Origin of the sequence: Vibrio sp. OPT18 (genome assembly GCF_015163615.1) — a bacterium.
Lineage (GTDB): Bacteria > Pseudomonadota > Gammaproteobacteria > Enterobacterales > Vibrionaceae > Vibrio > Vibrio coralliirubri.
On the sequence record NZ_JADDYK010000053.1, the window covers coordinates 87,026 to 99,382 of the forward strand.

Below are 12,357 nucleotides of genomic sequence, written 5' to 3' on the forward strand. Positions count from 1 at the left end.
TCGCCCAAAGAAATCGCACCTGAACTTAACGCGGTCGCCTATGCGATCTATGCAGGTCTGATTGGAACTATCGTGTCGGGTACATTTTTGACTCAAGGCTTTAACTGGCCGATTTATATCCTCGCAGCACTCACAGTTTGCGTCTCAAACGTATCTCAAACTGCCTGTCAAAATGAGAAAACCTAAACGCTACATTTTAACTCATTGAAAATATTATATTTATTAAATGGCACAGTATATGAAAGTACTTCTATATAACAAAACAGAGGATTTTCATTATGACGTCAGTATCTATACATCAATTCAAACATTGGCTTAAGTTTCATCCTAATTCGCGAATTAGAAATGTGTTTTTCATTTTGAAAAACATCAGAAGCGCAGAGCTACCTACCCCTCAAATACTTAATCGTTGTCTATATCAAGCGCACAAGCTAGTGGTGAATTTGGTTTCTGGCTTTACGCGATTTTTCTACTGGACTCCGGCTTTCAAAGGTCGTGTGGCTCAATGTGGCAAGCACCTGTATTTGTATGGTGGTCTACCTTTCGTCAGCGGTCCGGTACAAATTTCGATTGGCGATAACTGCCGTATCTCTGGCCACACGACATTCTCTGGTTGTACTCAGCCACTTGAAGGCTTGGAACACCCACTATTGTCGATTGGCAACAACGTCGACATTGGTTGGCAGTCGACTATCGCTGTTGGCGGTAAAGTCGTTATCTCTGACAACGTACGAATCGCTGGAGGCGCGTTCCTATTTGGATACTCTGGACACCCGCTTGATGCAAAACGCCGAGCGCTAGGTGAAGGTGACGACCCTCAGCAAATCGGCGACATCATTCTTGAACCCGATGTTTGGCTGGGCACTAATGTGACGGTTAAAGGTGGCGTAACCATCGGCGAAGGTGCCGTAATAGCCGCAGGCAGCGTCGTAACAAAGAATATCCCGGCCTTTTCAATCGCAGGCGGCAACCCAGCTCGAGTTGTCGGTCACATTAAACCCATTGAAGTGACAGAATCCGATATGTTCGATTCGTTAGAGACTCATGGAGGTGACCATGCGTGATTTAATCGTATTTGGTGAAGACTTTGGTGGCCTACCTTCATCGACTCAACATTTAGTTCGTCACCTTGCTAAGCAACACAAAGTCTTATGGGTCAACTCTATTGGCCTAAGACAACCGAAGCTGTCCGCCAAAGATGTAAGCCGAGCGTTCAACAAGTTGTTTGGTAAAACCAAGGCCGTTACTCAAAACATGCTCGACTCTGAGGGACACGACAACATTACTATCGTTAACTTAAAGACAATCCCTGCGCCTGCTTCTAAATTTTCTAGAAAGTTGGCTCAGCAAATGATGTTGCACCAACTAAAACCAGTTATTGCGGAGCTTAATCTTAACGCGCCTATCCTATGGACTTCTCTTCCGACCGCTGTTGATTTGTGCGGACACTTAGGCGAGTCATCTGTGGTTTATTACTGCGGTGATGATTTTAGCGCGCTGGCTGGTGTTGATCATGAAACCGTTGCACAGCACGAATCGGAACTAATCGATAAATCGACGCTTATATTCGCGGCTAGCAAAAAATTGATGGATAAATTTCCAAAGCATAAAGCGCACTTGCTACCACATGGTGTCGACGTAGACCTATTTTCAACACCCGCACCCAGAGCGAATGATTTACCAAGCAACCACCGCCCTATTGCTGGTTTTTATGGCAGCCTTTCTAAATGGCTGGATTATGAAATGATTGGTCAAGTTGCGAATGCGATGCCGGAATGGGACTTTGTTTTCATTGGCCCAAACGAGCTTGATACGCTCATGCTGCCTAAGTCGAGTAATGTACATTACCTTGGCCCACGTCCACATCACACGCTGCCAAGCTATTCTCAACACTGGGATGTGAGCTTGCTGCCGTTTGTTGATAACGAGCAGATCCGAGCTTGTAGCCCACTCAAACTAATGGAATACCTTGCGGCTGGCACACCCATTATCACAACACCGTTCCCTGCTTTGGTTCCATATCAAGAGCACGTAACGACTGTTGGTAGTGCGAACCAAATGATTTGGGCGCTTGATCATGCACGTCAACTGAGCAATTCACCTATATCTGTCGTCGAACAAGAAAGCTGGCAGAACCGTGGTAACTTCGTACATTGGATGTTGGAGCTATTATGAATAATCTGAAATTGCGGTTATTAGTTATCATCAATGCGATGTGGCGCCAACGCTACGTTATCGTACTACCAATGCTTATTTTGCCCTTTGTAGGCTTTGGTGTGAGCAAGTTGGCTCCAACTAAATATGACGCGCATACCAGTATGTTGATTCAAGAAACGGCCAAGATGAATCCGTTCTTGGAAGACATCGCCGTTTCGACCATGCTCAAAGACCGACTTAATGCATTGAGAACACTGCTTCACAGTCGACATGTGCTTTACTCGGTCGCTGATGAACTGCAACTAACCACGCCAGATATGCCTGAAATTAAGAAACAAGAGATCATTACAGACCTGTCTCAGCGTTTATCGGTGACTCAGCTTGGAAAAGATTTTCTAAAGATAAGTCTAACGTCGAACACACCAAATGGAATGGAAGCGACGCTGCGCTCGGTAAGTGAACATTTCATTGAACAGTTGCTCGCGCCGGAACGTTCATCGATTGAAGACTCAAGTAACTTCTTAAAAATTCATATCGACAAACGGAGTGTGGAACTTGAAGAAGCGGAAGAAGCTTTAGCCTTGTACATGAACGAAAACGTCCAGTCGACACCTGAGGTACAAAGTCAAAGTTTGAATCGCTTAGCGTCACTCAAACAAACACTGGCAGAAAAAGAGGCTGAGTTATCGGGTGTCGAAAAAAGTTTAGGGTCAATCGACCAACAACTTTCACGAACCAACCCTGTGATAGGTAAATTAGAAGACCAGATCATCGACATTCGAAGCGATCTAACCTTGTTACAAGCAAAATACACAGATAAACACAGTGCTGTGCAAGCTAAAGTGCGTGAGCTAGACAGACTAGAGAATGAACGTAAGAGTTTACTCGAGGTAACCCAGCCAACGATGAACAGCGACCAGCTTTGGGACATCGCAAGTAGCACGACACTGAACAAACTTTCTGATACCCAACCTCTTCTGGTCACTCAATTACATAGCCTACAGCTGGTTCGTGCTCGCTTTGAGTCTTTAACTGAAGAGACCAAAAGCCTTCGTACTATGATTTTCGAATTAGAACATAAGGCCAATAACTTCGGCGAAAATGCAAAAGAGATGTACCGCCTTAAACGTCAAGTTGAAATCAAACGTCAACTATATGATGAACTGACAGAGCGTTATGAAATGGCTCAGCTAACGGGTTCTCTTGGTGTATTTGAGCAAAACAAACGTGTGAAGATTATTGATTTGCCTTTCACACCGAGTATCAAATCTAACATGCCGACTTTTGTCTTTATTCTGGCTGGATTCGTTGCAGGTATCGGTTTGGGTATTGGTTTAGCGGTATTGTTTGAACTGTTTGATTCTTCAATCAAACGTAAAGACGAAATCGAAGATATCTTGGGTGTCCCTGTGATAACGGTGATCCCTAAAATGAGCTAGTCAGCCTCAAAGCCATAATTTGACTTGCTAGCTTTCTAGCTTTCTAACTTTCTAACTTTCTAACTTTCTAACTTTCTAGTTTCGTGCATCCTAGAGCAAAACGCCAACACTCGCTTGGCGTTGTGTTTGTTTAAAGCCCCAAGTTCTAATCCCACTTTCGATTTACCCAAGCCCTATGATTCAAACTGCCATTCAATCGTATTTTGTTTTGATTCCCATTTTGAGAAATGAAAACCGCCCTGGAACTAAATGATGTAAGTAACTGAAAAATATAGGTTATTTAATTGGCACAACTCCTGCAATCTCCTTGTGTAGTTAAACGTTTTAAAGAAATTATTTCAATAGAAACGTCAGAAAGGCGAAACAAGAATTATAAAGGCAGGGTCCAAATTATGAATACGCATTTAACGAAGCATGGCAAAAAGATCATACACGTTGTTCAGCACCTTGCACCGGGTGGATTAGAAACCTTAACTCTGGATTTGCTGCGCCTTGCTAAACCAACAGACCAAGTGTTGATTGTCAGTTTAGAGGGTACAAAACAAGAGTCTATAAACAACTGGCCGAAGCTAGAGCCATACAAAGAACAAATCGTCTTTTTGGATAAAGCACCAGGCGTACAATTCAATGTCATTATTAAGCTAATTAAAGCTTTCAACGCGATTCGCCCTGATGTGGTTCATACCCATCATATAGGCCCACTGTTATACGCTGGTTATGCCGCTCGCGTAACAGGGGTTCCAACTCGAATCCATACCGAACATGACGCTTGGCATCTGAACAACAACAAACGTCGTCGATTACAAGCGCTTGCTTTAAAGGCCGCTCAACCAACATTAGTTGCCGACGCAACACGTGTTTATAACCAACTACGCACCGCTTTTTCTTATGAGAACATCATTACCATCAAAAACGGCGTGGATTGCGAGAAGTTTGAGCCAATGTCGAAAGAACACGCGAGAGCGAGTCTAAACCTGCCGACAGACAAACACATCATAGGTTGTGCAGGTCGATTAGAGCATGTTAAAGGCCAAGACCAACTTATTAAAGCACTGACTCTTTTACCTGAAAACATGGTTGTCGTATTGGCTGGCGGCGGTACGAAGCGAAATCAACTTGAGCAACTTACTAGCCGCTTGAATCTGAGTGACCGAGTGATCTTTCTTGGCCTAGTTGAAGACATGACCACGTTTTACGGAGCGTTGGATACCTTCTGCCTACCTTCACGCCACGAAGGTCTGCCGCTTTCTACACTCGAAGCTCAAGCATGCAATATCCCAACCGTCGCAATGGACGTTGGCGCTGTCGACGAAACCTTGTGCCCTATAAGCGGAACACTCGTTAAAAAAGGCAGTATCACGGGATTAGCCAATGCCTTGTTAGAGAATCAAAATGAACGCTTTTTATCACCTCGACACTACGTTCTTGAGAACTTCGATATCATCAAAATGGTCTCGTCTTACAACGATATCTCAGAAGGAGCCTACGCATGATCGATTGGTTGCTTGCGGGACTTTGTTTATTTTCAGGTGCGTTGATTGTCTATCATCACGCAGCCTACCCTTTGTTGCTGCGCTGGTACGCGAAAAGCCACCCAGCACGTCAAGTTGAAGAGAGTCATCGTTGTTACAAAGAGGAGCAGCAAGATTGTACGTTACCGACCATCACCGTTCTTGTTCCTGCATTTAACGAAGAACAGTGGATCGCAGACAAGATTCGTAACCTTGCTTCACTCGATTACCCAAAAAAGAAGTTGGAAGTCATTATCGCTTGCGATGGTTGTACCGATAACACGGTCGCAATTGCTCAAATGACCATCCAAGAAGCAATGTGCAGTGATGTTTATTTTGAGATACATGACCATAAATTAAACCGAGGTAAAGTCGCGGTTGTTAATGAAGAAGTGACACGTATAACCAGTGATATTACAGCGATGAGTGATGTTTCTGCTCTTATTTCATTGGATGCTTTGCTTATAGCTGCCGCTCATTTTGAAAGTGACAAGGTTGGAGTGGTAAACGCAACGTATCAACTTTGTCCAACAGGCAACGAAGGCGAAAACACTTACTGGCAGTACCAAACCGCGGTTAAAGAGTCAGAGGCTTCATTAGGTTCTAGCTTGGGTTCTCATGGCGCTTTCTACTTGTTTAGAACACACCTGTTTGAACTGCTTCCACTCAACACTATTAATGATGATTTCATCTTACCGATGCAAATCGTTAAACAAGGTTACATCGCAGAATACGAAACCCAAATGGTGGCATTAGAGCTAGAGGAATCGAACCTAGAAACGGACTTCAAAAGAAGACTTCGTATTTCAGCGGGCAACATGCAACAAGCGATTCGATTATTTGGTTTGTTTAGCCCGAAGTTCAAAGGCATCGCGTTTGCGTTCTTTTCAGGAAAAGGACTTCGCCTACTCACTCCCTATTTAATGATTGTGTGCTTAGTATGCTCAATCTTACTTAGTAACTACTTGGTATTTGAAGCGCTGTTATGGACTCAAGTTGCCGTTTATACCATTGGCGTCCTTGGCTGCATCTTGCCGAAGCGTCTAGTAAACAAACCTATTTCGTTAATCTCTTATTTGATAGTTGGACACTACGCCAACTTCATTGGTGGCATTCGTTACCTAATCGGACTAGAAAACTCACCTTGGACACGAGCGAATCATTAAGGACTTATTATGATGAACATTGAACAGCTATCTACCCAAAACCTATACCAATACAAAATCTCACGTGCTAAACGTACTTTCGATTTCGTAAGCTCACTGATTGCTTTGATTTTGCTAGCGCCCGTATTTCCGTTGATTGCGATGGCGATTGCACTCACTTCTCGTGGCCCTATTTTCTACCGTCAACTGCGTGTTGGTAAATCGACACCGGAGAAAATGGAAATCTTTGAGATCATGAAGTTCCGAAGCATGTACGAAGATGCAGAAACTCGCTCTGGTGCAGTTTGGGCTACCGCGAATGACCCACGAATCACGCCCGTTGGCCGCTTTTTGAGAAAGACACGTCTTGATGAACTGCCACAACTGTTCAATGTATTGAAAGGTGAAATGTCTCTAATTGGCCCACGCCCTGAACGCCCTACTTTTTACACCAAACTAGAGAACGAAATCCCTTATTTTGCTGACCGTACATACGGTGTAATGCCTGGTATTACAGGGCTTGCACAAGTGAATCAAGGTTACGACACCTGTATTGATGATGTACGTCGTAAAGTAGGTTTTGACCACAGTTACGCACTAAGCCTATGTTCTGTTAAGTCTTGGATTGCCGCTGATCTGAGCATCATTTCTAAAACCATCATCGTGATGGTAGATGGTCGAGGTCGCTAAACCAGTATGGTCTAAGGTGAAAGAACAAGCTGCTTAGTCCAAAGCGAAAAATAGAGCAGTCTTGTCCGATGTGGACACAAAGCCAGCTTTGATAATCATTTATCGGCTGGCTTTTTGTTGCCTCAAACAAGCCAAATTAAAGAACGCTTCGATTTTAAAATCCAATTGGTATACGATGCCAACATACTGTTCTAAAAACGATTAAATGCCGTTGTTATGAAAATCGAAGATCTAAAGCTGTTTACCACCGTTGTCGAACTGGGTAGTTTTACTGCCGCTGCCAATGCACTTGACCTTCCCCGCGCTAACGTTAGCCGCAGAATTAACGACCTTGAGAAGTCTCTCGGCATTCAACTGTTCTTTAGAACCACACGAAGCCTTTCTTTAACCAAATCTGGTGAGCTTTATTATAAAGAGCTCCTCAATGCGTTAAGTGCGCTCGACAAAGCGAACCATATTGCCTCTAACCTATCAGAAGTTGCACACGGGCAAGTTAAGATTGGCCTGTTGCCAGAAACCAGCGACATCATGCAATCGACGCTGTTTAAATTCCAAGATATGTACCCAAAGATCGAGCTTGATATTCGAACGATCAGCAATGGTTTTGTCGATATGTACCGACAAGGGTTAGATCTGGCAATGCACGGTGGTACGTTAAGTGATGCTAATGTAGTGGCGCGCAAGGTTATGATTTTACAGCGTGTTTTTGTCGCCAGCCCTGAATTTCTAGAGAAAGAAGGCACGCCTTCAAGCTTAAGGGAGCTCACCAACTACCCCTTTGTGTGTTTTCGATGGCCAAGTGGTGACATCGACAAGCAATGGGACATCAAAGACCACATCATCAAGGTCGAGCCTTCGGTGGTGAGTGACAGTATCGGCTTCGTGATCGGTGGTGCGACACGTCACAGAGGCATCGCATTACTGCCGGAACTCTTGGTACGACAACAACTCAAAGACGGAACCTTGATTAACCTGTTCCCTGACCAGAACCTTCAACAAGAAGAAGCATGGCTACTCTACCCGCAACGCAAAGCGCTGAGTCATTCTGCTCAACTTTTGATTGATTTTCTATTACAAGAACTTCCAAATCTTTAGTTATTGTAACGAATATCATGACAGTGTTTCGCGAATAGACTAGATTATCTAAACAAAACTGAAAGATAGAATTGCTCCATAAATTGACAGGAGTAATCCATGAAGCCTATATCTCAACATTCATCTGTTTTGCAGCGTTCGTCTATCTTTCAACAAACACCTATCTTCAAATACACAGTCATTGCACTAAGCCTAACTGCTCTGTTTGGCTGTAATGACTCTGAGGCGACGACAGCTCAAAAACAAACGCGCCCGATTCAAGTTATCCAACTTGAGCCCCTCTCTCATCAAGTTGAAAAATCGTTCACTGGCAAATTGCAGTCATCAGAAACGGCTGGCGTCGCATTTCGTGTACCCGGCACAATTCAAAATATGATGGTCTCTGTTGGCGATTCAGTTAAGAAAGGCCAACCATTGGCACAACTCGACCCGCACGATTACCAAGTGGCGTTGGAAGAGTTACAAGCCCGTTCTCTTGAAGCAAAATCCGCACACAAGCTAGCTAAAACTGAACTTGCTCGAGTGAAACAAGCCATTGCTGACAACGCGATTGCTGATGTTAATCTGGACCGCGCAATCAGTGGTTATGAAAGAAGTGAAGCCGCGGTTAAAGTGGTTGAGCAAAACATACGCCGCGCAAAAGATTCGATTCGTTACACCCAACTGCTCGCGCCATTTGACGGCGTGGTCGCGGCATCTAACTTCGATCAGTTTGAACAAGTCCTTCCGGGCATTTCAGTTTTCACGATCCACAACCCTGATCAGCTTGAAGTTAAAATCCAAGTCCCAGAAAACTTGATTCATGAATTCCAACCGAATCAAACCGCTGGTATCAATTGGTATGGCTCAGAGGAAAAACTGATTGGGCACGCCTCTGAAATTGCCACATCCCCTCACCCTATTAAGCAGACCTACGCGGTGACTTACCATGTAGAGTCAGCCGATAAATCTGTGTTACCGGGCAAAGCCGTCACACTGACGACTCAACTTGGCGAACCAACCTATAATTTCTGCTTACCGTATTCCGCGATCGTCAACCAATCGGGTATCGAGCAAGTATTCACCGTTAAAAACGAACAAGCGCACGGCGTGACTGTGGACGTGGTTTCGATGTCTCAAAATACCGTGTGTGTTGAATCTACGCTTAGCGATGGCGACTTCGTTGTGGTAAGTGGTGCTCAATACGTCATGGAAGGCCAACACTTCTCTGATATTCAAGTTAAGAGCCTGTAGGTAAATCATGATGAATCTAGCTGATTTTGCAATCAAACAACGCACCTTTATCCTGTTTTTCACTGCATTGAGTGTTATCGCGGGCCTGTTTTCTTACTTTGATCTTGGCAAGCTCGAAGATCCAAGTTTCACCATCAAAACGGCCGTTGTAGTGACACTCTACCCCGGCGCTTCTGCAGAAGAAGTGGAGCAACAAGTCACGGATACCGTTGAAACTAAACTGCAAGAGATGGGGTCATTGAACCGACTGCGTTCACTGTCTCGTCCGGGCATGTCGATGGTGTTTGTTGACCTTAAAGAGTCTCTTAATTCAAAAGCACTACCACAAGAGTGGGACTTGTTGCGTCGTAAAGTGTCTGACATGAAGCTGTTACTGCCTTCGACGGCGCAGATCAGTGTCGTGCAGGATGAGTTTTCTGAAGTCTACGGCATGCTTTTCTCTATCCACAGTAAGGATGCTTCGCCTGCTGAGCTAAGACGTTACGCAGAAGAACTCCAACGCAGAATTAAAACCGTCGATGGCATTAAGAAGATTGAGTTACACGGTGTTCAGCCACGTGTTGTTCATATCGATATCCCAGATGAAAGATTGGCGCAATACGGTTTATCTATCACACAAGTTTGGTCACAGCTTAATACTCAGAACATGACCTTTGATGCGGGCAAATTTTCAGCAGGCACTGAACGTATTCGTGTTCAACAGTCGAGCGAGTTTGGTTCATTAGACGACATCAAAAACCTGATGATTAAAGGCGGTGTCAGTGAATTCGGAACCAGCTTAATCCGTTTGGGCGATATCGCAGACATCACCATGGGCTACCAAGAGCCAATGATGACCGAGAACCGTTACAACGGCGTACCTGCGGTCACGCTAGCGATGAGCCCTGTGCCAGGCGTTAACGTGGTATCGCTTGGCGATGAAATCAATCAGATCGTCAGCGACTTCCAAGCAACTCTGCCGTTGGGCGTTGATATCTCGACGGTCGCAAACCAGCCTGAAGAAGTTCAGAAATCAATCGATAACTTCGTACAAAACTTGCTAGAAAGTGTCGCGATTGTGTTCATCGTCCTATCGATATTCATGGGACTAAAAAGCGCGACCATTGTTGGCTCAAGCTTACTGCTGACTATCTTGCTGACGCTTATCTACATGAACATCGCGTCAATTGACTTACACCGAGTTTCGTTAGGTACGTTCATTCTTGCGCTCGGCATGTTGGTGGATAACGCCATTGTCATCACCGATATGATGATCGTTAAAATCAACAAAGGCGTCGACCGCACCAAAGCCGCAATTGATTCTGTTAAAGAGACAGCAACACCACTCTTTGGCGCGACAGTTATTGCTATCATGGGTGCAAGCCCTGTTATCTTTTCAAAAACCGATGCGGCTGAGTTCGCAAGCTCGGTATTCCTTATCATCGCCTCTTCACTGTTATTATCTTGGCTTGTAGCTATGACCTTCACGGCCTTGATGTGTTGGTTCTTTATCAAGCCAAGCAAACAAGCTGACAACACCAAAGTGAGCTTATACCGTAAGAGCGTAAACTGGACGGTAGATAACCCACTCAAAGCACTGACGGGGCTTATTCCGCTGATATTAGTGACGGCATTAGCTGTCCCGAGCATCGCGGTTAACTTCATTCCACAAGCCGACAGGCCCATCCTATTCCTAGATTACTGGCTACCAAATGGCGCTAAGGTTGAACAAACCTCAGAAGACATGAAGCGCATCGAACAGTGGTTGTTAGAACAGCCCGAAGTCGAGAGTATTTCAACGTACGTTGGTGCTGGTGCTCCTCGCTTCTCAGTAACCATTGAGCCAGAACCGTTTGACCCTGCTTATGGTCAGATCTTGATTAACGCGATCGATTTCCCGTCACTCAGCCCGCTGATTGCGCGTGGTGACAAATGGTTAATGGAAGAGTTTCCAAACGCCGACCCTCGTTTTAGAAGCTTAAAACTGGCGACTGCTGATAAATTCAGTGTTGAAGCGCGTTTCTCCGGCCCTGATGTCGAGGTGCTTCACGACTTATCAGAGCAAGCTAAAGCGATCTTTGCACAACATCCAGACACCAAATACGTTCGTGACGACTGGCGACAAAAGAGCAAGGTTCTAGAACCTGTCATCAACCAAGACAAGATGCGTCTAGCCGGTATTAACCGTGCCGACATTGCATTCGCGATGAAACGCGCGTCAGAAGGCATGCCACTGGGTCGTATGAACTTGAATGATGAGCTAGTCACGATTCAACTGCGTGGCACAGAGAACTCAATTCAATCGCTTGAAACTCTACCGGTTCGCTCTCTGTTAGGCATTCACAGCGTTCCACTGGGTCAAGTCATTGATGGCTTTGAGCTGACCAGTGAAGAGACCATGATTTGGCGTCGCGACCGTGTAAAAACCATCACCGCACAAGCTGGCGTTGGTCGTTACGCCACTCCTGCAGCGGTAAGAAACTCGGTTAAAGAACAAATTGAATCCATCCACCTTCCCCATGGTTACCACTTGGAATGGGGCGGCGAATATTACGACGAGCACAAAGCCGTCAGCGATATTCTTAAGCAGCTACCTAAAGCAATGCTGTTGATGGTGATTATCTTAGTGGCGATGTTTAACGGCTTCAAACAGCCAGTGATCATCTTTACCACCCTACCGCTTGCGGCGACGGGTGCAACATTCAGCTTATTGCTGTTGGATAAACCATTCGGATTCATGGCATTGATTGGCGCTGTAACCTTGACTGGTATGATCATCAAGAACGGCATTGTATTGATGGACCAAATCGAGCTTGAACGTAAAAACGGTCGCTCACTGTCTGATGCAATCAAAGAAGCAACCGTGAACCGTACAATGGCGATCTCAATGGGCGCGCTCACCACAGCACTTGGCATGATCCCGCTGCTTAGTGACCTGCTATTTGACCAGATGGCGGCAACCATTATCGGTGGTTTGGCTGCAGCAACCGTGTTGTCTCTGTTTGTAATGCCTGCGCTGTACAAGCTTTTCTATCGAACCGAACAAAAGAAAACGGTAGAAGAAGCCATCAAAGACGCAGTGATCGTGCTTGATGCAACACCTCAGTC

At 45.1% G+C, this 12,357-nt stretch carries 9 protein-coding genes and 1 pseudogene; all 10 read left to right on the forward strand.

Annotation, left to right across the window (positions count from 1 at the left end; genetic code table 11):
• A pseudogene (locus tag IQQ51_RS27105) lies at positions 1–186 on the forward strand (hypothetical protein); the annotation flags it as partial.
• A 92-nt stretch (positions 187–278) separates the two neighbouring features.
• A complete protein-coding gene (locus IQQ51_RS13575; RefSeq protein WP_193841333.1) occupies positions 279–1,064 on the forward strand; it encodes an acyltransferase in 786 nt (261 codons plus the stop codon).
• On the forward strand, positions 1,057–2,175 hold the full coding sequence (locus IQQ51_RS13580) for a glycosyltransferase (RefSeq protein ID WP_122081545.1): 1,119 nt from the start codon (positions 1,057–1,059) through the stop codon (positions 2,173–2,175). Before IQQ51_RS13575 ends, IQQ51_RS13580 begins: the two co-directional genes overlap by 8 nt.
• Positions 2,172–3,596, forward strand: a complete 1,425-nt coding sequence (locus IQQ51_RS13585) for a GumC family protein (protein WP_048611085.1) — start codon at positions 2,172–2,174, stop codon at positions 3,594–3,596. The genes IQQ51_RS13580 and IQQ51_RS13585 overlap by 4 nt, the downstream gene beginning before the upstream one ends.
• Positions 3,597–3,988: 392 nt before the next feature.
• Positions 3,989–5,089, forward strand: a complete 1,101-nt coding sequence (locus IQQ51_RS13590) for a glycosyltransferase (RefSeq protein ID WP_193841334.1) — start codon at positions 3,989–3,991, stop codon at positions 5,087–5,089.
• Positions 5,086–6,273, forward strand: coding sequence for a glycosyltransferase family 2 protein (locus IQQ51_RS13595; RefSeq protein WP_193841335.1), 1,188 nt, complete (start codon positions 5,086–5,088; stop codon positions 6,271–6,273). The genes IQQ51_RS13590 and IQQ51_RS13595 overlap by 4 nt, the downstream gene beginning before the upstream one ends.
• A 9-nt stretch (positions 6,274–6,282) precedes the next feature.
• A complete protein-coding gene (locus tag IQQ51_RS13600; protein WP_048612042.1) occupies positions 6,283–6,942 on the forward strand; it encodes a sugar transferase in 660 nt (219 codons plus the stop codon).
• A gap of 216 nt (positions 6,943–7,158) precedes the next feature.
• Positions 7,159–8,037: a LysR family transcriptional regulator gene (locus IQQ51_RS13605; protein WP_048611092.1), complete on the forward strand. Its 879-nt coding sequence runs from the start codon at positions 7,159–7,161 to the stop codon at positions 8,035–8,037.
• Between the two features lie 99 nt (positions 8,038–8,136).
• Entirely contained in the window at positions 8,137–9,270 is a 1,134-nt protein-coding gene (locus IQQ51_RS13610) for an efflux RND transporter periplasmic adaptor subunit (protein ID WP_193841336.1), read from the forward strand.
• A gap of 10 nt (positions 9,271–9,280) precedes the next feature.
• Positions 9,281–12,357, forward strand: a 3,077-nt coding sequence (locus IQQ51_RS13615; protein ID WP_193841337.1) for an efflux RND transporter permease subunit, incomplete at its 3' end; no start/stop codon positions are given.

Coding starts and splice junctions, on each gene's coding strand:
- IQQ51_RS13585 (WP_048611085.1), top strand. CDS start 2,172: ATGAATAATCTGAAATTGCGGTTATTAGTTATCATCAATGCGATGTGG.
- IQQ51_RS13600 (WP_048612042.1), top strand. CDS start 6,283: ATGATGAACATTGAACAGCTATCTACCCAAAACCTATACCAATACAAA.
- IQQ51_RS13575 (WP_193841333.1), top strand. CDS start 279: ATGACGTCAGTATCTATACATCAATTCAAACATTGGCTTAAGTTTCAT.
- IQQ51_RS13590 (WP_193841334.1), top strand. CDS start 3,989: ATGAATACGCATTTAACGAAGCATGGCAAAAAGATCATACACGTTGTT.
- IQQ51_RS13595 (WP_193841335.1), top strand. CDS start 5,086: ATGATCGATTGGTTGCTTGCGGGACTTTGTTTATTTTCAGGTGCGTTG.
- IQQ51_RS13605 (WP_048611092.1), top strand. CDS start 7,159: ATGAAAATCGAAGATCTAAAGCTGTTTACCACCGTTGTCGAACTGGGT.
- IQQ51_RS13580 (WP_122081545.1), top strand. CDS start 1,057: ATGCGTGATTTAATCGTATTTGGTGAAGACTTTGGTGGCCTACCTTCA.
- IQQ51_RS13610 (WP_193841336.1), top strand. CDS start 8,137: ATGAAGCCTATATCTCAACATTCATCTGTTTTGCAGCGTTCGTCTATC.